The organism is Streptomyces sp. bgisy130 (genome assembly GCF_057708345.1).
Genome location: NZ_JBYISA010000015.1, coordinates 150225 through 171122 on the forward strand (window position 1 = coordinate 150225; position 20898 = coordinate 171122).

19 protein-coding genes are annotated in these 20898 nt (G+C 71.1%); 2 read left to right on the forward strand and 17 right to left on the reverse strand.

Going from position 1 to position 20898, the window contains the following annotated elements:
* The 8 genes from AC3EUV_RS21195 to AC3EUV_RS21230 form a co-directional block, all read right to left on the reverse strand.
* Positions 1-432, reverse strand: a complete 432-nt coding sequence (locus AC3EUV_RS21195; protein ID WP_432143497.1) for a GNAT family N-acetyltransferase — start codon at positions 430-432, stop codon at positions 1-3.
* Positions 433-540: 108 nt separating this feature from the next.
* Positions 541-867 (reverse strand): plasmid stabilization protein, encoded by a 327-nt coding sequence (locus AC3EUV_RS21200; RefSeq protein WP_432143498.1) that lies wholly within the window; start codon positions 865-867, stop codon positions 541-543.
* A 206-nt stretch (positions 868-1073) separates the two neighbouring features.
* The gene (locus AC3EUV_RS21205) at positions 1074-1334 is read right to left on the reverse strand and encodes an HPr family phosphocarrier protein (protein WP_432143499.1); all 261 of its coding nucleotides are present in this window, start codon (positions 1332-1334) and stop codon (positions 1074-1076) included.
* 210 nt (positions 1335-1544) lie between these two features.
* On the reverse strand, positions 1545-1778 hold the full coding sequence (locus AC3EUV_RS21210; RefSeq protein WP_432143500.1) for a hypothetical protein: 234 nt from the start codon (positions 1776-1778) through the stop codon (positions 1545-1547).
* A gap of 166 nt (positions 1779-1944) precedes the next feature.
* The gene (locus AC3EUV_RS21215) at positions 1945-3303 is read right to left on the reverse strand and encodes a flavin monoamine oxidase family protein (protein ID WP_432143501.1); all 1359 of its coding nucleotides are present in this window, start codon (positions 3301-3303) and stop codon (positions 1945-1947) included.
* Between the two features lie 201 nt (positions 3304-3504).
* Entirely contained in the window at positions 3505-5925 is a 2421-nt protein-coding gene (locus AC3EUV_RS21220; protein ID WP_435603589.1) for a penicillin acylase family protein, read from the reverse strand.
* Positions 5926-6288: 363 nt separating this feature from the next.
* Positions 6289-6717, reverse strand: a complete 429-nt coding sequence (locus AC3EUV_RS21225) for a VOC family protein (RefSeq protein WP_432143503.1) — start codon at positions 6715-6717, stop codon at positions 6289-6291.
* A 289-nt stretch (positions 6718-7006) separates the two neighbouring features.
* Entirely contained in the window at positions 7007-10228 is a 3222-nt protein-coding gene (locus AC3EUV_RS21230) for an ATP-binding protein (protein ID WP_435603590.1), read from the reverse strand.
* Positions 10229-10705: 477 nt separating this feature from the next.
* On the opposite strand from AC3EUV_RS21230, the gene AC3EUV_RS21235 reads away from it, so the two are divergent.
* The gene (locus AC3EUV_RS21235; RefSeq protein WP_432142446.1) at positions 10706-11296 is read left to right on the forward strand and encodes a UbiX family flavin prenyltransferase; all 591 of its coding nucleotides are present in this window, start codon (positions 10706-10708) and stop codon (positions 11294-11296) included.
* A gap of 12 nt (positions 11297-11308) precedes the next feature.
* On the opposite strand, the gene AC3EUV_RS21240 is transcribed toward AC3EUV_RS21235, so the two are convergent.
* On the reverse strand, positions 11309-11488 hold the full coding sequence (locus AC3EUV_RS21240) for a hypothetical protein (protein WP_432142297.1): 180 nt from the start codon (positions 11486-11488) through the stop codon (positions 11309-11311).
* Between the two features lie 200 nt (positions 11489-11688).
* On the opposite strand from AC3EUV_RS21240, the gene AC3EUV_RS21245 reads away from it, so the two are divergent.
* Complete coding sequence (locus AC3EUV_RS21245) at positions 11689-12243, forward strand: hypothetical protein (RefSeq protein WP_435603591.1); 555 nt, start codon at positions 11689-11691, stop codon at positions 12241-12243.
* Between the two features lie 114 nt (positions 12244-12357).
* On the opposite strand, the gene AC3EUV_RS21250 is transcribed toward AC3EUV_RS21245, so the two are convergent.
* The 8 genes from AC3EUV_RS21250 to AC3EUV_RS21285 form a co-directional block, all read right to left on the reverse strand.
* The gene (locus AC3EUV_RS21250) at positions 12358-13545 is read right to left on the reverse strand and encodes a M6 family metalloprotease domain-containing protein (protein WP_435603592.1); all 1188 of its coding nucleotides are present in this window, start codon (positions 13543-13545) and stop codon (positions 12358-12360) included.
* Positions 13546-13606: 61 nt separating this feature from the next.
* Positions 13607-14872: an alpha/beta fold hydrolase gene (locus tag AC3EUV_RS21255; RefSeq protein ID WP_435603593.1), complete on the reverse strand. Its 1266-nt coding sequence runs from the start codon at positions 14870-14872 to the stop codon at positions 13607-13609.
* Between the two features lie 113 nt (positions 14873-14985).
* Complete coding sequence (locus AC3EUV_RS21260; RefSeq protein ID WP_435603594.1) at positions 14986-15672, reverse strand: GntR family transcriptional regulator; 687 nt, start codon at positions 15670-15672, stop codon at positions 14986-14988.
* Positions 15673-15719: 47 nt separating this feature from the next.
* Complete coding sequence (locus AC3EUV_RS21265; protein WP_435603595.1) at positions 15720-17102, reverse strand: aldehyde dehydrogenase family protein; 1383 nt, start codon at positions 17100-17102, stop codon at positions 15720-15722.
* Positions 17099-18103 (reverse strand): proline racemase family protein, encoded by a 1005-nt coding sequence (locus tag AC3EUV_RS21270; protein ID WP_435603606.1) that lies wholly within the window; start codon positions 18101-18103, stop codon positions 17099-17101. The genes AC3EUV_RS21265 and AC3EUV_RS21270 overlap by 4 nt, the downstream gene beginning before the upstream one ends.
* A 31-nt stretch (positions 18104-18134) precedes the next feature.
* A complete protein-coding gene (locus AC3EUV_RS21275; protein ID WP_432142303.1) occupies positions 18135-19043 on the reverse strand; it encodes a dihydrodipicolinate synthase family protein in 909 nt (302 codons plus the stop codon).
* Between the two features lie 72 nt (positions 19044-19115).
* Positions 19116-20579, reverse strand: coding sequence for an FAD-dependent oxidoreductase (locus AC3EUV_RS21280; protein WP_435603596.1), 1464 nt, complete (start codon positions 20577-20579; stop codon positions 19116-19118).
* Positions 20560-20874, reverse strand: coding sequence for a (2Fe-2S)-binding protein (locus AC3EUV_RS21285; protein ID WP_387234847.1), 315 nt, complete (start codon positions 20872-20874; stop codon positions 20560-20562). Before AC3EUV_RS21285 ends, AC3EUV_RS21280 begins: the two co-directional genes overlap by 20 nt.
* Between the last annotated feature and the right edge of the window lie 24 nt (positions 20875-20898).

Below are 20898 nucleotides of genomic sequence, written 5' to 3' on the forward strand. Positions count from 1 at the left end.
TCAGTGCGCAGACTTCATGATCATCAAGTGCTCGGGATCCGGGACCGTCACGAAGCCGACCTTGGCGTAGACCTCGTGGGCATCGAGGGTGGCCAGCAGCGTCCGCTTGAGTTTGTAGGGCGCCAGGTGGTCACGGACCGCGGCAGCGAGCCAGGTGCCAAGACCCTTGCCACGGTGCGTGGGGGCGACATAGACATCGCAGAGCCAGGCGAACGTCGCCAGGTCGGTGACCACACGTGCGTAGGCGACCTGGGCGCCGCCGGCGTCGTAGAGGCCGAAGTTGAGCGATCCCCGGATGGACTGTTCCACCGTTTCACGGCTGCGGCCCAGAGCCCAGAACGCGTCGGTCGAAAGCCAGTGGTGCACCAGGTCGATATCGAGCCGGTCCGGGTCGGTGGCGACCTCGTAGCCGTCTTCCCTGCGAGTGATCATGCTCGTGGATGGTAGAGCGGAAAGGGGCCGCGCAGCCAGCGGTTTTGCGGCCTGCGGAGGGTGTGCCGGCGGGATGCCGGTGCGGTGCCGGTCATGGTTTGCGTCGGTTCAGCGGCCGACGGCTTTGCGGAGCTGCTCCTTGTTCATGTGGGAACGGCCGTCGATGTTCTTCTTCTTGGCCTCTTCATAGAGCTGGTCCTTGGTGGGTCCCTGGGGCCCCTTGTGGGAGCGCTCACCGCCACGCTGTGGGGCGGATTTCGGGTCTCGGAGGGAGGTCCTGCTCGCCGACCTCGCCTCGCCGGAACGGGCCCGTTCCTTGTTGACGGTGCGCGCGGCGATCTCCTTCGCCCGCTTCTGGGAGGTGCCCCGCTCCTCGGCCTGTTCCTTGATGTGCTCGTACTGCCGCTCACGTTTCTTGCTCGAACCCGCAGGCATGATGCAGCCTCTCGTTCGCCGTCTGCTGGATGTCGTCTCCACGGCCGGGCGGATCCATGCGCCGCGGCCATGCAACTACCAGTTCACGCCCAAAGGGCGCGGCGCGCGACATCAGAGCCGACCGGTTCCACAATCCGGGCGGCTCCTGGCTTTGCCCGGGGCGGCGTGGGTCGAGAGCACTACAACGCAGCCTTCTGGACGGCTTGCTACATGACAACCGACTCGACGAGCTTCGCCATGGCCTCCACGGCCGTCTGTTCATCGTGCCCCTTGGCGACGATGACGATCTCCTTGCCGTGACTCATCTCCAGCATCTGGAGGCTGAACAGGCTCTTCGCGCTGGCTTCCTTGCCATCGACCAGGAACCTGATGTCCGAGACGTAGCCCTTTGCTTCCTGCGCGATCCGCGACGCCGGGCGCACCCGCAAGCCGCCCGGCGAAGCGATGGTCACGGTCGTCTCCGCCATGAACTGACTCCTCAAACCGACAGCCGCGTGGGCCGGCGGCGCGATCCGGTCTCCCCCGGTCCGGGCGCACGCCGCGTCCGGAGGATGGTCGCCCACCGGGCTCACCCTGGTACGGAGTCGACGGTAGAGCAACTCCGGTGCGGCTGTGCGAGGTTCCGTTGAAAAGGCAAGGAGAAGGGCTGGCAGGTTCTCCTTGTCCGCGAAGACGGTTCAGACGTTGTCGGCGAGGTCGGAATGACCTTGGATGCGTGCGCAATGAGCGCAGCAGAAGAACTTGCCGCCGGCTTGGAGGCCGTGGCCGAGCATGCGGCAGCCGCAGTTGTCACAGATGGGCGCGAGCCGGTGAGCGGCGCATTCGAAGCTGTCGAAGGTGTGCACCGCACCCGCCGCGTGGACCTCGAAGGCCATCTCGTAGTCGTTTCCGCAGACCTCACAAACAGCCATCACGCACTCCTTCATTGACTGACTCCGACGGCTCCCGCGCGAAGGCGGCTTTCCCATCACCTCATGGGGCCGGGCTCCCTGCCCGCCGCGGGAGCCAGATGGCGCAGTGCGGGCACCGGATGCGGACGGTGGTCAGTTCGACGGCCCCGAACGCGGAGGACGGCGGTCAGTTCGCCGTCAGGACTTCGCGGGCCGCCCGTTCGCCGGAGCGCACCGCGCCTTCCATCAGGCCGTGCATCAAGGTCGCCGATTCCGTGCCCGCCCAGTGGATCCGGCCCACGGGCTCGCGCAGCGCGCTGCCGTAATTGGTGAGGGCGCCCGGCGGGAAGTGGGCGACCATGCCACCCAGCGACCAGGGTTGCTCGGACCAGTCGGTCTCCAGATACGCGGTGGGACGGCGCGCCTCCGGTCCGAAACGTGCGGCGAGCGCGTCCAGCCAGATGTCCCGCCGCTCCTTGGGATCCAGACGGCCCAGCCGTACGGCCCCGGCCCCGAACGCGTAACTGCTCAGCACACCCGGCTCCCCCGAACGGGGTGTCTGGTCGATGGTGATCGGCACGGGCGACTGCGGCGCGAGCGTCTGGCCCGACAGCTTCTGGCCCCGCCAAAACGGCTCGGCGTACTGCGTGTGCACCCGGATGATCGCCCCGGGCACCAGGCGTTGCCGCAGGTGGCTGTGGTCGGCGGGCAACGGCGGATCGTAGGAGATCCGGCCGGCGAGCACGGGCGGAGTGGCCACGATGACCCGTCGTGCCCGTACGGCAAAGGCGTCGGAGGCGACCTCTACGTCGAACGTGTTCTGGACGATCCGACGGACCGGGCTGGACAGATGGACCGCCGCGCCCAGGCGCGCGGCCATCCGCCGGGCCAGTTCGGGGGCTCCGCCGTCCACGAGGTGGGATTCCGTCTTGCGGGTGTCGGTGTAGTAGCCAAAGCCGCTGCTCCCGCCGCCGCGTGCCAGGACGAGCGCGCCCAGCAGTGAGACTTCCGCCGGGTCGGCGCAGAACAGCAGATCCATCGTCGACTTGAGGAGGGTGTGGGCGGTGGCCGAGGGCACGTTGAGCGGGTGGGAGAGCCACTGCCCGAGCGTGCGGGCATCCCAGGCCCGTGCGCGCGGCGCCTGCCAGGGAGCGTCCTTCGGAAGCCGCCGCGCCATCAGGTTCAGGCGCAGGAACGCCCACCCGAGGCTGGCGAGTGCCGCCGGGCCGGTCTTGGGGATGCCGCGGTGACGGCGGTTGCGCCCGTCGAGGCAGACCAGGTGATCGCCGTCGTCATACTGCGGGTAGACCTCGAGCCCCAGCTCGCGGCAGAGCTGGAACATCCGTTCCTGCCCCTTTCCCAGCCAGGTCCCGCCCGCGGACACCACCGTGCCGTCGGGCAGCTCCCGGTTCCACACCCGTCCGCCCACCCGGTCCCTGGCCTCGAGCACCACGACTTCACGCCCGGCCTCGACGAGCTGCCGCGCGGCCGCCAGCCCCGCGAACCCGGCACCCACGACGCACACGTCCGCTGTCACCTGTTCCATGACCTACCTCCACACAGCAGCCTCGCTTGCCGGGGCCCGCGGCGCCCGGTGGGTGACTCGGCCGGGCGGCGCCGGGGGCTGGTCGGGTGAGGTGCGGGGTCGGGGGCCTTGGGCCAGGGGGCTCAGTGAGGAGGTCCAGTGCGGCTCGGTGGGGTCCGGTGGGGCCCGGTGGACGGACAAGGTGACCCACCACCCCCACCGCTACGGCTCAAGGAGAATCCTCACCCCGCCGTTGCGCTCGATCGCCTGCTCGCTGTACAGGAGCGGGAAGTACTCCCCCGCGCTCCACTTGTCGTGGAGGTCGCTGTAGTGCTTGCTGCGCTGGTCGCCGGACTGGCCCGGGGCGTTGATGACGCGTGAGTTGTCCCATCCGCCGACGTCGATGGCCATCTTGAAGGTGGCGCCGACGACTTCCGCGTACGGATACTCGGGGTAGTGGAAGTACGAGGCGGAGACCGTGTCGAAGGTGCCGCCTCTCTCGGTGGGGCCCACGTTCGGGCCGCCGAGCGGGTGGATGAAGACGTGGATGTGCATCGCGCCCCACCGCCACGCGGTCTCGTCGGCGCCGAGTTTCGAGGCGACCTCGGTGTAGGCCTTCGGGAGCGTGCCGAGCAGCAGTTCGTCCCGCTTTCGCGTGCCGTTGGCGCCGAACCAGTCGTCGGGGCGGACGAATGAGTCGTTCATGAGGCGCAGATCGAGATCGATACTGAAGCCCACCAGCTGATCGGCGGCCGGCTTCGGCAGTAGGAGCTGGGCCCACGCGGGATACAGGAACCGCATGACCCAGGTCTCGAACAGGGCCGCTGCCGCCGAGTCCTTATCGGCGACGCCGTCATAACCGGACAGCAGCCGCAGCGCCTTGGCGGTCGTCGGGTCGGTCGAACTCAGCTTCTTCACATACGGCAGGAACTGCCGGGCCACTCCCGACTTCACATCGTTCTGGAGCGCCAAGGTGTCAGCGAGGGAGGTGCGTCGCTGCTGGGAAAGGACCTCGTGGATCCGGTCCTTCCGGTGGGCCGGCTGCCACTCGTATGTGGGCGTCGGATAGCCGGCGGGGAAGTTGTACTCATTGGCCGAGACGAAGAAGCCCGACCGCGGATTGTGCGAGGTGGGCAGCTGGGCGTTCTTGTAGAAACCGTCCCATTCGAAACGCCCGTCACCGGGCACCGGAAGCCGGCCGTCATACCCTCGGCCGATGCGCTTCGGAAGGATCGCTCCGGGAACCCAGCCGATGTCGCCCTTGGTATCGGCGTAGACCAGATTCGAGCCGGGAGTCTTCCATGTGCTGATCGCCTCGACGAACTCGCGCGAGCTCTCGGCTCGCTGGTAGTTGAGGCTGCCGAGATAGGGCGAGGTGCCCGGTTCCGTCCAGACGGTGCGCACCGCGTAGGCCCTGTGGTTCTTTTCGTCCATCTTGACGACCGGGCCGTGCCGGGTGAACGAGAGCTGAGCCTGGCGGGGTTGGGCGCCGGCCACCGGTATTTCTTCGGTGACGGTGGTCAGCTTTTCCCAGCCGTCGCGGTAGCGGTATCTGCTGTGGTCGTGCGGATCGAGCTCGTAGACGTAGAGATCCGCCTGGTCGGCGGGGAGATTGGTGAGACCGAACGCGACATTGCCGTTGTGGCCCATGCTGATGCCGGGATTCCACGGTTCACCGGCACCGATGATGTTCAGCCCGGGAGCGCTGAGATGGGCGATATAGCGGTTGGCGGGCAGTGTGTAGTCCTCCCGGTGTGGATCGCCCGCGAGGATCGGCCGGCCGGTCGCCGTACGCGTCGGTGCCACTGCCCAGGCATTGCTGCCGGTCGCGGTCTCCCGCAGGGCGTTCTGCCCCTCCGACATTCTGCGTAAGGTGCCGTTCGCGAACACCATGGGAGACGTGGCCAGGCTGTAGACCCCGAGGACATCGGCGGGAATGAGGTCCAGATCGAGTCCCTCGGGCACCTGTACCGTGTGCTCGGGCTCCAGCTTGCGGAAGTAGTCGCTCGCCTTGTTCCCTCCGACGCTCATCAGCCGGGCACGGGCGACCTGCGAACTGAGGTTGTTCCCGATTCCGTGGGTACGGATGCGCACCACGTCCTCCGGACTCCAACGCGCGGGCCGGTAGCCCAGCTTCTGGAATTCGGTTGGCATGGCGTCGGGGTGGTCAGCGAGCCAGTCGAGGTAGCCGTTGATCCCGGCGACGAAGCGCGTTGCCGCCTCGCGTGCCTCAGGACCGTAACTCGCCCACTCCGCCGCTATCTCGCCGCGGTAGAGAAACAGCCGCGCGGCCCTGTCCTGTTCGACGTAGGAGGCTCCCAGCACCTCGCTGAAACGGCCCAGACCCCGCCGCCGCCAGGTGTCGATCTGGAAAAGCCGCTCCCGGGCGACATTGAAGCCCTGTGCCTGGAACAGATCACCGACGTTGTCGGCAAAAATGTGCGGCACACCCCAGACATCAACCGTCATCCGCACCGGCCGCTTCAGCCCGGGCACGGAATATCTCTGTCCCTCGTCCTCCTTCCACCGCGTACCCAATGGCTGGGCGGCCGCCGTACCGGTCGGCAGCGTGCCGGTCAGCGCGGCAGCAGCGCCGACAATCCCGGTACCCAGCAGGGCCCGGCGGGAAGGAGGACGTGACATGGCATTCCTCGAAACGAGTTCGGCGAACGGTCAGTGACCCGCGGCGGCATCACGCACAAGGACGTCGCCCTTCCTCCGAGGATTCGAGTTCCTCCGAGGAGTCGCGGCCGATGCCCCCGCATGGGAAAGCTATCTGGGCCCCCAGCGCCATCACACCCGTAACCGCCCCCTAATCTCCGGGGGTTCTTCCACCCCCTAAGGGTTGTCCGGTAACGGCTGCTCTCGGTGTCACGATCTTGCCGTGCCTGGTCTCATCACGGCATCGGAGCCATCCGGGATGGCCCCGTGCACCGAGCTGAGCCCGCGGCAGTTAGTCGAAGAACTAAGGGAGGCAGTTCCCCACCCCTCCGGCTCGGAGCATGCTCAGTCGATACAGAACTCGTTGCCCTCGATGTCCAGCATCGGGATGCACGAATCCTCGCCGTCATACAGCGTCTGCACATGTACCGCGCCGAGCGGGACCAGTCGTGCGCATTCGGCCTCAAGTGCGGCGAGGCGCTCCTTCCCCACGAGTCCGGTGCCGACCCGCACATCAAGATGCACCCGGTTCTTGGCGGCCTTCCCTTCGGGGACGCGCTGGAAGTACAGACGCGGGCCCACACCTGAGGGATCACTGCAAGCGAACCATGAATCCCGCTGCTCAGGTGGCTGCGAGCACTTGAAATCGTCCCAAGTGGCAAACCCCTCCGGTGGCGGCGGTACGACGTACCCCAACACCTCGCACCAGAAGCGAGCGAGGCGCTCAGGTTCTGCGCAGTCAAAGGTGACTTGGAACTTTTTGATCGCTGACATCGGCGCAACATACCAGGGCGCTTCTGCCTCCCCCCGGTGATCCACAGGATCCAGTCAGTCCTGGCCAACCACCCTCATGTCAAAGGCCCGATCCGGAGGACCCGGACGACGAGGCTCCGTACGGCGCGGACTTCGGCATACGGATGCGGTGCCCGCGCAATGTGGCCGCGTTGGCGAGGAACCCGGCCGCTCTCTCGGGGGTGGCGACCGACCTCGACTGACCGGACCGCCACCGCGCTGCGCCGGGCCGGCTGGACCGTGACGCCCGCGGACCGGCCGGGCCCGCCGCTCAGATACCTTCCGGGACCTGCCGCGGCGACAGCGCGTGCAGCAGCCCCGTGGCCGGCAGGTCCGGGTGGAGATAGACATGTTCGCGGCGCAGCTCGACCGCGGCGGCGAGTCTGCCGAAGGTCCGGGCGGCGGCCTCCGGGTCGCCGGCCAGGTACTCGGCCTGGCCGAGGAGGCCGAGGTGGAGGGGCAGGCGGAAGTGGGTCCGGGAGCGGCCCAGTTCAGCGAGGGCGGTGCGCATCTGGGCGAGGCCGTCCTCCGCATGACCGGAGTGGGTCCGGGCCCAGCCCTCGGGGAGGCTGAGCATCGCCTTCCAGTAGAGCAACCCGTGGTCCTCGGCCAGGCCGGTGCCCTCGGTGCCGGACCGCCCGGCGGTGTCCACGTCGCCCTCCCACGCCGCGATGACCGCGTCCACGTAGAGGGCGAAGGCCCGGTCGGAGGGCCGGCTGTCGAACTCGGTCAGAAGCAGCAGTTCGCGGCGGCGCTCGGCGGCGGCGGTGCGGTCGCCGAGGAGCCAGTGGGTGAACGCGTCGTAGGAGCGGCACGAGACCCGGGGGTCGTGCTGGAAGGTGCGGGCGAGCGTGAGCGCCTGGTGCGCGAAGCGGTCCGCCGTCGCCACGCCCTCCTCCAGCTTCGCCAGCGCCTCGGGCAGCCGGCCCCGGACGTGCAGGACGATGCCCGAGCCGTAGGCGGCGCCGAGCAGGGCGACCGGATCGCCGGTTCGTCGGCCGATCTGGCGCAGCAGCCCCGAGTACCGCAGGGATCCGTCGTACCGGCCGGTGACCAGCTGCGCCGCGCACAGGGCCCAGAGCACCGAGGGGTCCTCGGGGGCGGCGAGCGCGGTGCCGAGCGCCCGGCCCCGGTTGAGCGCGGCCTCCGCCTCGGCCGCGCCGTAGCCGCGGGTCGTCGCCAGCACCTGGCCGAGCTGGATGTGCAACCGCTGTTCCAGGCGCAGCGTCTCCTGGTCATCGGGCGGGAGGGCGCCTACCAGGTGCACGGCCCGGCGCAGCCAGATCTCCACCTGCTCGTAGGCGAGTTGGTGTTCGGCGTCCTCGGCCGCGCGCAGCAGGCGGGGCAGCAGCCGGTCGGCCGGGAGCTCGGACCGGCCGTGCCAGGAGTGGTGGGCGAGGCGCTCGGCCTCCGCTCCCCCGGCTTCGTCTCCCGGGCGCCGGGTGGCCAGCGCCTCGGCGACCCTGGCGTGCAGCCGGTGGCGTGCCTGCCGGTCCAGTTCGTCGGTGAGGGTCTCCCGCACCAGCGCATGGGCGAAGTGCAGGCGGTCGGGGCGGTGCGGGTCCTCGGCCAGCAGTCCCGCTGCGATCGCCGCCTCCAGGGCGGCGCCGACGGGCTCGTCGGGCCCGGCCGTGCGCGCCAGGAGGCGGGTGTCGACCTCTATGCCGATAACGGCGCACAGGTGCAGCACGCGGAGGACCGGTTCGGGCAGGGCCGTGAATCGCTGTCGCAGCGCGTCCCGGACCCCGGAGGGAACGCTCGCGAGGAGCACTTCGGTGGCCCCCGGTTCGTGCAGCCGGCGGACATCGCCGAGCAGGGTCAGCAGCTGTGTGACGAAGTACGGGTTGCCGCCGCTGCGCTCGTGGAGCACCTTGACGACATCGGAGCCGACCCCGGGCCCGGCCTGGGCCTCGACGAGGGAGGCGATGGCCTGCCGGGAGAGTCCGCCCAGCCGCAGGGTCTCGGTGCGGGGCCCGCGCAGCACCTCCGAGAGTGCCCGGCGCAGGGACGCGTCGGACTCCATCTCGGGCTGACGGGTCGTCAGCACGATGCTCAGCGGACGGTCGTGGCGCCGGGTGACGAGCAGCCTGAGCAGATCCAGCGAGGCGGCGTCGGCCCAGTGCAGATCCTCCAGGAGCAGCACCAGCGGGCGGGCGGCGGCCAGTTGCAGCAGGACCTCGCAGACCGCGTCATGGGTGAGGAAGCGGGCATGGCCCCAGTCGCCGTCGGGCTCCGACCGCTCGACGGTGCCGGCCGGATGGCGCGGCATCACCGGGGCCAGTAGCGCTTCGAGCGGTGCGCAGGCGGCACGGAAGGCGTCCGGACGGGTGACCGACAGCCCGCGCAGGACCTGGGCCCAGAGCCAGTACGGCGGTACGCCCTCCCCCGGGAAGCAGTGGCTCCACACCACGTCGGGAGCGTCGCCGGACGCGTTCAGGGACGTGGCGAGCTCGGTCAGCAAGCGGGTCTTGCCGACCCCGGCGGGGCCGAGGACGCAGGCGACATGCCCGTGTCCGTCGCGGGCCGCGGCGGCGGCCCGGGTCACCAGGCGCAGTTCGCGGGCGCGGCCGGCGAACAGGGACGGCCCCGCGGACTCCGTCGTGTCGGCGCCCGCACCGGGCGGGGCCGGCCGCTCGGCTACGTCCGGGGTGGGCTCGGGCGGAGACACCGCCACGGCAGGCCGGGCGGCAGGGTGCGCGGCCGGTTCGGCGGCCGGGCCGTCGTCGAGTTCCTGCCGGAGGATGGCGGTTTCCTGCCGCAGGATGACGGTTTCCTGCCGGAGGATGGCGGTGCGTATCCGCTGGAGTTCGGCCGCGGTGTCGACGCCGAACTCCTCCGCGAGATGGCTGCGGGTCCGTTCGTACAGCTCCAGCGCCTCGGCCTGCCTGCCCAGTTGCGACAGGGCCGTCATCAGGTGACCGATGAGCCGTTCCCGGGCGGGGTGACGGCGTGCCTCCTGCGCCAGTCCGGCCGCCACCTCTTCGGCCGCGCCGAGGACGAGCCGGGCCTCTGCGCCGGTCTCGACGGCCGTGAGCCGTAACTGTTCGAGCCGGGCGCGCTCGTCCAGGAGCACCGGGTGGGCGGAGAACTCCGTGTACGGGGAGCCCTGCCACAGGGCGAGCGCCTCGGCGATCCGGTCGCGGGCCGCCGTCGCGTCCCGCCGCCCCAGCAGCCGGCGTCCCTCCGTGACCAGGTGCTCGAAGCGGTGCGCGTCGCTCTGCTCCGGGGCCAGGCCCAGTACGTAGCCGGGCGTGCGGTGGCGCACCAAGGACGGTTCGCCCGGCCCCTTCGCGACGTCCAGTGCCCGGCGCAGATGGGAGACATGGCTCTGGAGCGCGCCCACCGGCCGGCGGGGCGGCTCGTCCCGCCAGAGTTCCTCGATGAGCACGTCGGTGGGGACGACCCGGCCCAGCCGGATGAGCAGCAGGGCGAGCACGGCCCGGCGGCGGGGCGGACCGAGCGGCAGGTCCCGTCCGTCGTGCCGCGCCGTCATAGGCCCCAGCACGCGAAGAAGAGGTCCGGAGGCTTCCGCTGGCGGGTGCGGGCCAGGCAGGGGAGCTGCGGACATCAGGAGCCTCAATCGTTCTCACACGTGCTGGCCACGGTCTGCGGCCCGAAAGGGGACGATGTCGTCCCGAAAACGTGATCTTGGCACAGTCGGCGGGCTCCCTCCAGTCGTCGAAATCAGCCATCGGCAAGGTTCCGGCAAGGAGCACACAGCCCTCGGCAAGGGCAGGTCAGCGGCCGGAGCAGGATGCCGCAAGGGCGACACCGCAGGATGGATCCGCGGGACCTCATGCCGATGACCCCTACCGAGCGGAAACTTCATGCACGGACAGGGCAACACCCTTCTCGCCTCACCTCCTTGCCCGGTACCTGCCGATGCCCCCGCCCTGCCCGTGACATCCCGTCAGGGCAACTGCCTCCCGGGAGGCGGCGCATGACCGGCGCGGCATCCCCGTCCGCACCGCTGCGCCTCGTGGTGGGCATCACCGGCGCGACCGGCGCTGTGCTGGGCGTACGGCTGCTGGAGCGGCTGCGGGATCACGGCGGGGTCGAGGTGCATCTGGTCATGAGCCGCTGGGCTCGCAGCACGCTGGAATGGGAGACCTCTCGCCACGCCCGGGAGGTGGCCGCGCTCGCGGACGTCACTTACCCCCCGGAGGACCTGGGCGCGGCCATCTCCTCCGACGCCTTCCCCGTGCACGGCATGGCGATCATCCCGTGCAGCATGACGACGCTGGCCCTGATCCGCGCCGGCTGCACGGACGGCCTGATCTCCCGCGCGGCCGGCATCACGCTCCGGCAGCGCCGCAAGCTGGTCCTGGTGCCCCGTAAGACGCCGTTGAACGACATCCATCTGGAGAACATGCTGGCGCTCTCCCGGAGGGGCGCGGTTATCCAGCCGCCGATGCCGGCCTTCTCCCAGCGCCCGCAGACCGTCGACGACCTCGTCGGCCACACGGTGGACCGGGTGCTCGATCAGTTCGGCCTCGAAGCCCCCAGGGTCCGCCACAGGCCGGGCCTGCGTGCGGCGCCCCAGGCGGCGTCCTTCCGGTAAGCGGTGACGCGGTCAGCGTACGGACAGTCCTCCGCTGCCCCCGGGGACCGAGGGAATGTAGTGGTCGATCACACCCGCGTGCTGGTCGGCCCGGCCGGCCCGGTGCGAGTCGGGGTGATCGAGTCGCGGCCGGCGCCCGTGCAGCAGGAAAGACGTGGCACGGAAGGCCACACGACTGAGGGTGGCTTTCATCGGTCCTCCGTTCGAAGTAGTGCGTATGGCGAGCATACGAAACGCCGCCCGCGCGCAGGGGAAATCTCAGCCAGACCTGAGCATCCGGTTTCGCCTGGGCACCAACGGCCTTGGCAGGAAGCGCTGTTGGATCCGGTGCACGGCGCCTCGGGGCATTAAACGAATGGTGCCCGGCGCATACGGCGAGGAGTATGGCCACCATGGCCAAGGAGATCCGGCGGCAGCTGCAAGAGGCCGCCGAGAAACATCAGTTCACGCGTCTCGTGCGCGCCCTTCCGGACAGTGACGAGCTGGAGGGGTTCGTGATCGAGGCGACCCCCTCATGGACGCTGATCGCGGAGTGCGGCCGTCTCGCCCTGGACGGTTTCGTGGCGCTCAGAACCCGCGACATCGTGCAGGTCCAGCGCCGGGGCTCGCGCGATCTCACGGCGCGCTGGCTACAGCGGCACGGCCCCTGGCCGCCCCCGGAGCCGCGTGGCGAACTCGCACTGACGGACGTCCGGTCCCTGGTGGAGTCGGTGAGCAGGCATTACCACCTGATAGCGGTCTTCGAAGAGGATCTGAACCCCGGCGCGGTGTACATCGGCGCACCGGTCCGCAGGGGAAAGAAGCGGCTCAAGCTGCTGGAGGTCAACCCGAGAGCCCGCTGGGCCGCCACACCGTCGTCCTTCCACTACGACGACATCACCCGTATCGACTTCGATGACCGGTACAACACCGTCCTGCACGCCCTGGCCGGGCCGCCGCAGCAGTAGCGCGAGTCGGGCAGCGGCCATGACGCGTCAGATCGGCGGGAGCCTCGCTGCCGGCCCTGTATGCGGCCGCAACTCCGGCCCTGCGCATGGGGGTTGACCCGTTCCCCCCTGCCCTCACCCCTTGCTCATGCGCACCGTGTCGCCCGTCGGACCGCCCGCGAGGACTTCGATGCGGGCTCCGGTGGCCGGGTCGGTGAAGGTCTGGCCGGGGGTGTGAGCGGCCAGGTCCAATGGGGTGCAGCCAGTGGGCGGATCGGTGGCCGGGTGGGCATTGATGATCCTTATCGGGCCCTCGCCGGTCAGGGTGGCGGAATCGACCTTGTAGAGCAGGACGCCGGTGGAGCAGGCGGCCTGGTCGTTGCCCTCGGCGCGGCGGGATTCGGCGACATAGGCCGTGGTCTCGCCGGTGCGCAGTACGGCGATCTTGGTTCCGCCGGGGCGCTCCACCGGGGAGAGCCGCACCGAACGGCGTCCGGTCCGCGGCAGGCAGGCGACCTGGGCGTCGCGGGTCCAGCCGAGCTTCCACGAGTGCCAGCCGAGGTACTGCGGCGCGGGGCCGGCGATGTTGCCCATGACGTCCCAGCCGCCGGCGTATTGGTGGGTGGCGCCGGTGAAGGAGTACAGATCGGGGAGGCCGAAGGTGTGGCCGGTCTCGTGGGCGGCGACCTTGTGCCCCCAACGCCACATGTCCTGACCGAAGGTGACGGCCCATTTGATGCGGCGGCCGTCGGCGGTGACGCCGGGTGTGGCGGGGTCGTAGAGGTAGGTCGGGGAGAAGGAGATCGCGGCTGCCGCCTTCGCGGGGACGACGTAGACCATGTCGTACCGGGAGAGGTCCGCGAAGGGGTCGGCGGCGGTGATCGCGTCGCGCAGGTACTTCTCGTGGGCCTCGAAGGTGAGGCCGCGGGTGAAGCCGTACGAGGTGGAGTCCGCAGGCATCCGGATCCAGCGGTGCAGTGAGCGGAGGGCGAGCCGGGAGCGGCCGTAGCTGGCGCGGCTCATCCAGGCGGCGGCCGGGGCGAGGTGGGCGGCGTAGGCGTCCGTCGAATCGGTGGCCGGGGCGTCGGGGAAGTCCACGAAGAGGGTCAGCACACGGTGGACGCCGCCGGCGCGCTGGAACCGGGTGCGGTCGGTGTCGTGGCCCTCGTCGGTCCAGCCGGTCTTGCCGGGGAGCGCACAATCCGCGGCGGGCGCAGGTGAGTTGGGGTGGGTGGCGGCGGTCGCGGTGGCCGGGGGCGCGAGGCCGGCGAGGAGGGCGAAGGCCGCGGCGAGGGGGCGCAGGCGGGTCGGCAGGGCGGGCATGGCTCTCCCATCGGAGGCAGTGGCAGGAGAAGGAGTGGTGGGCGCGGACGGGCGTGCGGGGTTACGCGCGGCCCGCGGCCAGGTCCATCAGGCGGGCCAGTACCCGGCCCCCGGAGGCGGTGACGCCGTCGTGCTCCCACTCATTGGTGACCCAGACGCGGGTGGCGCCGACCTCGCGCGCGGTGCGCAGGGAGAGTTCCGCGTCGACATACATGTCGTCGTGGTAGACGATCGCGGCGAGGGGGACCCGGTTGGCGGCGAGGCGCCGGGGGTCGTACAGCGGGGGCCAGTCGGTACGTGCGGCCAGCAGCTGGGCAGCGCCCTCGAAGGGTCGCAGGCCGGTGATCTCCCGGAACATCCAGGGGTAGATCATTTCTCCGGTGAGGAGGAGGGGGTCCGCCTCCTCGTCGAACTCCGCGAAGCCGTCGAGTGCCCGGGCGGCTGCCCAGCCTGTCGGGCCGGTGCCCTGCCCGTAGAGCGTCTCCTGAAGCACGGCGTACAGCGGATTGTCGGTGAAGCCGGTCAGGTTGCGCACCTGGTGGAGGAAGGTGTCGGTCAACTCGCCGTCGGCGTCCAGGGATTCGTCGAGCAGCCAGTGGAGTCGTTCGAAGCCGTCGCCCATGCCGAGGGCGAGGCCGAGGGTGCGCAGCCGGTGGGTGGTGAGGCGGTCCCCGTCGGGCAGCCGCACCTCGGTGGCCGTGAGGAGATCGGCGATCCGGCGGAGGCGGCGGGCGTCGTCGGGGTAGCGGGCGTAGAAGTCGAGGACGCGGTCCCGCACCCGTGGGTAAGTGCGGGCGTAGACCTCGTCGGCGGTGGCGGTCAGGCCGGGCAGACCACCGGCCACGTAGCAGGCCCGGAGGCCCTCGGGTGCCCGGGAGAGGTAGGTGAGGGTGAGGAAGCCGCCGTAGCTCTGGCCGAGGGTCTCCCAGGGTTCGTCCTGACAGAGTTCACGGCGGATCAGTTCGGCGTCGGCCACTATCGAGTCGGCGCGGAAGTGGCCCAGATATGCGGCGAGTTGGTCGGGGGAAGTGAACCGGGCGGCGGCTCGGGCGGTGACGGGGGTGGAACGGCCGGTGCCGCGCTGGTCGAGCAGGAGCACCCGGTGGGTCTGGAGTGCCTGGTCCAGCCAGCCGGGTGAACCGGCCGACGGGCGGGGGGACTTGCCGCCCGGACCGCCTTGCAGAAAGAGCAGCCAGGGCAGCCGCTCGCCCGCGCGGGCCGGGTCGACGACCTCGCGGGCGAAGACCTGTATGTGTTCCCCGTCGGGGGCGGAGTGGTCCAGGGGGACGGTGAAGACGTGATCGATGGTGGTGCAGGCGGGGTTCATGGGTCCCTTCCACGGCCCGGGGGCAGTATGAAGTGTGACATTGCATGAAACGGTTGGGAGGGCGGACGGCGTCGCTGTCCGCCGTGGGGCAGGGCCCACAGCCACCCGGCCCGCTACGAGCCGGATTTCGCCGCGGTCCCGCTCCTGGCCCAGAGCGAGCGGACATGGCCGAGGTGCTTGGCCATGCACTTCTCGGCGCGCTTCGCCTCGCCCGCCAGCATCAGGTCGAGGAGTTCGAGGTGTTCCTCGGCCGACGGGATCAGCTCGCCTCGCTCGTCCAGGGCGGTGAGTCCGTAGAGCCGTGAGCGCTTGCGCAGGTCTCCGACGGTCTCGACGAGGCGGTCATTGCCGCTGAGGGCGAGCAGTTCGAGGTGGAACTGCCGGTCGGCCTCCAGGTAGCCGATGAGGTCGTGGTCGCGTGCCGCGCGCACGATCTCCTCGGCGACCGGCCGCAGCGCCGCCAAGTCCGCGCGGGCGGCGGAGCGGGTGATCCGGCCGATCATGGGGATCTCGATGAGCGCGCGGATCTCGGTGTACTGGTCGAGGTCACGCTCATTGACTTCGGTGACCCGGAAGCCCTTGTTGCGGACGGGCTCCACCAGGCCCTCGCGCGCCAGGTCGAGCATCGCCTCGCGCACCGGCGTGGCCGAGATCCCGAAGTCCTCGGCCAGGACCGGCGCGGAGTAGACCTCCCCCGGCCGCAGTTCACCGGAGATCAGGGCGGCTCGCAGGGCGTGGGCGACCTGGTCGCGCAGCCGCTCCCGGGTGGCGTTGAGATCGCGGTGCTTCAGGTGCCCCATGGCGGCGTTGATCCCTTCCTGGCGGAGCGGATCACCAGCATACAATTTCACATTGTTCCCACGGTGGAGAGGGTGTACGTACGGCTGGAGGTGTAGAAGTCCAGGGCGGCGCGGCCCTGTTCCCGCGGTCCGTGGCCGGATTCCTTGGCGCCGCCGAACGGCAGATGGAAGTCGACTCCGGTGGACGGGGTATTGACTCTGATCATTCCGGTGTCGAGCTGGTCGAGCCCGTGCAGGACCGGGTCCAGACCGGCCGAGTGGACCGAGGTGACCAGGCCGTACGGGACGGAGTTGGTGATCCGGACCGCGTGGGCCAGATCGTCGGCGGGCAGCAGCGCCGCGACCGGCCCGAAGACCTCCTCACGCAGCAGCTGGTGCCCCGGGGGTACCTGCTCGACCAGCGTCGGGGCCGCGTACCAGCCGGGGTGGCCGGGTGCGGTTCCGCCCGCGAGGACCGAGAGGCCGTCCCGGGCGCGGGTGACCCGGTCGCGGGCCTCCTCGTTGATGAGGGGCCCGCACACGGTGGCGGGGTCGGCCGGGTCACCGACCGGCACCGCACGCAGGGCTTCCGTGAGCGCTTCCCGCAGGGGGCCGAGGGCCGGTCCGACCGCGATCACGCGACGGGTGGCGGTGCACTTCTGGCCCGCGTATCCGGCGATCGCGGCGGCGATATGGCGCGCGGCCTGCTCGATGTCCGCGTCCGGCAGGACCAGGGCCGCGTTCAGACCGCCCATCTCGGCCTGGACCGGGATGCCCCGGGCCGTGGCGGCCTGCACGACCGTGCGGCCGACGGTCGTCGAGCCGGTGAAGGAGACGATATCGGCGACGGAGACGAGTGCGTTGCCCTCGGTCGCCCCGCCGGGCAGCACGGTGCACACCCCGGCCGGCAGGGCCTGTCCGACGAGGGCGGCGAGGCGCCGGGCGCAGGCCGTCGCCTCGGGGGCGGGCTTGAGGACCACCGTGTTGCCCGCGGCGAGTGCCGGGGCCGCCTTCCAGCTCGGAATGGCGAACGGGAAGTTCCAGGGGGTGAGGAGTCCGGCGACGCCGTACGGACGGCGGCGGGTCAGCAGCAGCCCCGGGCCGACGGCGGTTTCGTGCACGCCGCCGAGGGGTTCGTAGGGGGCCTGGGCGTAGTAACGCCAGATCGCGACGCTTCTGGTGATCTCGGCGCGCGCCTCGGTGAGCGGTTTGCCCACTTCGCGTACGGCGAGCGCGGCCAGTTCGTCCGCGGCGGCCTCCAGGGCGGTGGCGACCGCGCCCAGGGCGGCCGAGCGGGCGGCGGCACCGTCGGCCAGCCAGCCGGGCTGGGCCGCGCGGGCCCGCTCGACCGCATCCGCCGCGGCGAAGGCTCCGGGGGCCGGAACCGATACCAGCACATCGGACGGATCGGCCGGATTGCGGGAGGTGACGGAAGAGACGGCGGTGGTCACAGGAGGAAGCCTCCGGGGAAGGGGTCGTCCGGGTCGAGGAAGTACTGGGCGGTGCCGGTGATCCAGGCGCGGCCGGTGACGGTCGGCACCACGGCGGGCCGCCCGCCGACCTCGGTCTCGGCGACCAGCCGGCCGGTGAAGCGGGTGCCGATGAAGGACTCGTTGACGAAGTCACGGTCCAGGGGCAGTTCGCCGCGGGCGTGCAGCTGCGCCATCCGCGCCGAGGTGCCGGTGCCGCAGGGCGAGCGGTCGAACCAGCCCGGGTGGATCGCCATCGCATGCCGCGCGTGCTGGGCGTCCGAGCCGGGAGCGGCCAGATAGACATGCTTGACCCCGGCGATCCCCGGTTGCTCGGGGTGCACCGGCCGGTCCGGCGAGGCGTTGATCGCCGCCATGACGGCCAGCCCGGCGGCCAGCAGATCGTCCTTGCGGGCACGGTCGAACGGCAGCCCCAGCGCGTCGAGTTCGACGAAGGCGTAGAAGTTGCCGCCGAAGGCGAGGTCGTAGGTGACCCTCCCGTAGCCCGGGACCTCCACGGTCCGGTCCAGGCCGGCGCAGAAGGCGGGCACATTGGTGAGGGTGACCGACTTCGCCACCCCGTCCGCCACGTGGACGTCGACGGCGACCAGACCGGCCGGGGTGTCCAGCCGCACCGGGGTGACCGGCTCGGTCACCGGCACCATGCCCGACTCGACGAGGACGGTGGCGACCCCGATGGTGCCGTGCCCGCACATCGGCAGCAGGCCGGAGACCTCGATGTAGAGGACGCCGTAGTCGGCGTCGGGTCGGGTGGGCGGCTGGAGGATGGCGCCGCTCATGGCGGAGTGCCCGCGCGGCTCGTACATCAGGAGCGTCCTGAGATGGTCGAGGTGCTCGATGAAGTGGAGTCTGCGCTCGGCCATGGTGGCGCCGGGGAGCACCCCGACGCCACCGGTGATCACGCGGGTGGGCATGCCCTCGGTGTGCGAATCGACGGCGTGGAAGACATGACGCGTACGCACCATGGGTCCTTTCGAAGCGGCACGGATGCGGTCAGTGGTGTCCGGCGGCGACGGCCTTCTCGGTGGCGGCCCGGACTTCGGCCTCGATCTCCCCCGTGAGCGGGGAGCGCGGCGGACGGGCGGGGCCGCCGTGGCGGCCGACGAGATCCATGGACAGCTTGATGCACTGGACGAACTCCGTCTTCGAGTCCCAGCGCAGCAGCGGGTGCAGGGACTTGTAGAGCGGCAGGGCGGTGTCCAGGTCACCGGCGACGGCGGCGTGGTAGAGCGCGGCGCAGGTGGCGGGGAAGGCGTTGGGGTAGCCGGCGACCCAGCCGACCGCACCGGCCACCGCGAGTTCGAGCAGGACATCGTCCGCGCCGATCAACAGGTCCAGGTCCGGGGCCAGTTCGGCGATCTCGTAGGCGCGCCGCACATCGCCGGAGAATTCCTTGACCGCGACGATGCTGCCGTCCTGGTGCAGCCGGGCCAGCAGCCCGGGCGTCAGATCCACCTTGGTGTCGAGGGGGTTGTTGTACGCGACGACCGGCACCCCTGCCTTGGCGGCCTCGGCGTAGTGGGCACGGACGGCCGGTTCGTCGGCGCGGTAGGCGTTCGGGGGCAGCAGGAGCACCGAGCCGCAGCCCGCCTCGGCCGCCTGCTCCGCCCAGCGCCGGGACTCGGCACTGCCATAGGCGGCGACGCCGGGCATCACCCGCGCGCCGTCGCCCGCCGCTTCGACCGCGGTGCGCACCACGCGGGCCCGCTCCTCGTCGGTGAGGGTCTGGTACTCGCCGAGCGAGCCGTTCGGTACGACGCCGTCGCAGCCCTGCTCGATCAGCCAGCGGACGTGCTCGGCGTAGGCGTCGTGGTCGACGGACAGGTCGTCGCGCAGCGGCAGCGCCGTGGCGACCATGATTCCGCGCCAGGGGCGGGTGCTGTTCCAGGTGAGGGTGGTCATGTCGATGAACCCTTCTGTAGCGTGTGACATTTTATTGAGTGGTTCGTGGCCGCCACAAGGGCGACCGGCGGGTCAGTCGTCGACGGCCGGGGCGGTGTCCGGCCGGCGTGCGGTGGCGTCGTCGGACGAGGCGAGTGCCGAGAGCGGGACGGGCACCGCGAACGGGCGGTGCTCGGTGGGTGGTTCCGCCGCACCGTCGCCTGCCGCCAGGCACGCCGCCGCCGTTCCGCACATCCGCCCCTGGCACCAGCCCATACCGGCCCGGGTCAGGAGTTTGACGGTGCGGGCGTCACGGGCACCGAGGTCGGTGACGGCCTCGCGGATCGTTCCGGCGGTCACTTCCTCGCAGCGGCAGACCTCCGTGTCGTCGGTCAGCCAGCCCGTCCAGCCCGCGGCCGGTGCATGACCGGCGGCCATCGCCTCGGCGAAGGCCCGCATCCGGTCCCGCCGACGCCGCAGCGCCCGTACGCGCCCTTCGCCGACGGGCCGACCGTGGAGTCGGGCGGCTGCCGCGAGCCCGGCCAGCTCCCCTTCCGCGCGGGCGAGCGGGGCGCCGCCCACTCCCCCGGTCTCCCCCGCCGCCCACAGCCCGCGTACGGAGGTCTCCTGAAGGGCGTCCAGGGCCAGGGCCGAGGTGCCGTCCGCGGTGCGGCGGGTGGCGCAGCCGAGTGCGGTGGCCAGTTCGATCTGCGGGACCAGGCCGTGTCCCACCGCGAGCGCGTCGCACGCGATCCGCCGGCCCGTCCCCCGTACGGGCCGCCAGTCGCGGTCGAGCCGGGTGACGGTGACGGCCGCCACCCGGTCGGTGCCGTGCACCTCGGTGACCGCACTGCGGGTGCGCAGCCGGACCCGGTGTCGCAGCAGGGCGGCCCCGTGGACCGCCGCCTCGATGAGCTTGTGCGGATTGGCGGCCAGCGCACCGGGGTGCCGTGCATACCCCAGATAGCCGGACGCCTCGATCACGGCGGGGACCTGCGCGCCGGCGGCGGCCAGCGACGAGGCGACCGCGAGCAGCAGGGGTCCGCTGCCCGCCACGACGATCCGCTTGCCGGGCAGCACCAGACCGGACTTGAGCATGGCCTGTGCTCCCCCGGCGCCCACGACTCCCGGCACGGTCCAGCCGGGAAAGGGGAGTTGGCGTTCATAGGCGCCGGTCGCGAGCAGGACCGTACGGGCCCGCACCCGCACCGTTTGCTCCCCGGCGCCGTCGGGCCCGGTGGCGGCGTGTACCGCCCACAGGTCGCCGTCCTCCTTCGTGACGGCCCAGACATGATGCCCGGACAGGTGACGGATGCCGCTGCGCTCCAGGCGCCGGCGCAGCGCGGCGAAGGCGGCCCAGTCATGGTGCAGCGCCTCGGGCCGGGCCGCGCCGGCGGCCGGCGCCGGATGCCGGTAGAACTGCCCGCCGGTCTGCGGTGCGGCGTCCAACAGGGCGACGGACAGGCCGAGTTCGGCTGCCGTGACGGCGCCGGCGAGACCGGCCGGGCCCGCGCCGATCACCGCGAGGTCGTACGGGTCAGACGCCGATGCGGGCATGGCCGTGTCCCTCCTGGGTGGTGATCACGTCGCCGGGGTGTGCGGGCACCAGACAGGCCCGGCGGTTGGGCTCCCCGTTGATGGTGGCCAGGCAGTCGTAGCACTGCCCGATGCCGCAGAAGGCACCTCGCGGGCGACCGGTGGTGCGGGTGGTGCGCCAGGCGAGGATGCCGGCGGACCACAGGGCCGCGGCGACGGACTGGCCGGGCAGGGCGGGGACCGGACGGCCGTCCATCGTGATCTCGAACGATGCGCCGGGGTTCGCCCCTGCCAGTTCGGCGGGGGTACGGGCCACTGCGGGCCTCCTTTCGTAGCGGAC

Coding starts and splice junctions, on each gene's coding strand:
- AC3EUV_RS21275 (WP_432142303.1), bottom strand. CDS start 19,043: ATGACCACCCTCACCTGGAACAGCACCCGCCCCTGGCGCGGAATCATG.
- AC3EUV_RS21225 (WP_432143503.1), bottom strand. CDS start 6,717: ATGTCAGCGATCAAAAAGTTCCAAGTCACCTTTGACTGCGCAGAACCT.
- AC3EUV_RS21280 (WP_435603596.1), bottom strand. CDS start 20,579: ATGCCCGCATCGGCGTCTGACCCGTACGACCTCGCGGTGATCGGCGCG.
- AC3EUV_RS21260 (WP_435603594.1), bottom strand. CDS start 15,672: ATGGGGCACCTGAAGCACCGCGATCTCAACGCCACCCGGGAGCGGCTG.
- AC3EUV_RS21220 (WP_435603589.1), bottom strand. CDS start 5,925: ATGTCACGTCCTCCTTCCCGCCGGGCCCTGCTGGGTACCGGGATTGTC.
- AC3EUV_RS21200 (WP_432143498.1), bottom strand. CDS start 867: ATGCCTGCGGGTTCGAGCAAGAAACGTGAGCGGCAGTACGAGCACATC.
- AC3EUV_RS21230 (WP_435603590.1), bottom strand. CDS start 10,228: ATGACGGCGCGGCACGACGGACGGGACCTGCCGCTCGGTCCGCCCCGC.
- AC3EUV_RS21240 (WP_432142297.1), bottom strand. CDS start 11,488: ATGAAAGCCACCCTCAGTCGTGTGGCCTTCCGTGCCACGTCTTTCCTG.
- AC3EUV_RS21245 (WP_435603591.1), top strand. CDS start 11,689: ATGGCCAAGGAGATCCGGCGGCAGCTGCAAGAGGCCGCCGAGAAACAT.
- AC3EUV_RS21215 (WP_432143501.1), bottom strand. CDS start 3,303: ATGGAACAGGTGACAGCGGACGTGTGCGTCGTGGGTGCCGGGTTCGCG.
- AC3EUV_RS21205 (WP_432143499.1), bottom strand. CDS start 1,334: ATGGCGGAGACGACCGTGACCATCGCTTCGCCGGGCGGCTTGCGGGTG.
- AC3EUV_RS21210 (WP_432143500.1), bottom strand. CDS start 1,778: ATGGCTGTTTGTGAGGTCTGCGGAAACGACTACGAGATGGCCTTCGAG.
- AC3EUV_RS21255 (WP_435603593.1), bottom strand. CDS start 14,872: ATGAACCCCGCCTGCACCACCATCGATCACGTCTTCACCGTCCCCCTG.
- AC3EUV_RS21195 (WP_432143497.1), bottom strand. CDS start 432: ATGATCACTCGCAGGGAAGACGGCTACGAGGTCGCCACCGACCCGGAC.
- AC3EUV_RS21250 (WP_435603592.1), bottom strand. CDS start 13,545: ATGCCCGCCCTGCCGACCCGCCTGCGCCCCCTCGCCGCGGCCTTCGCC.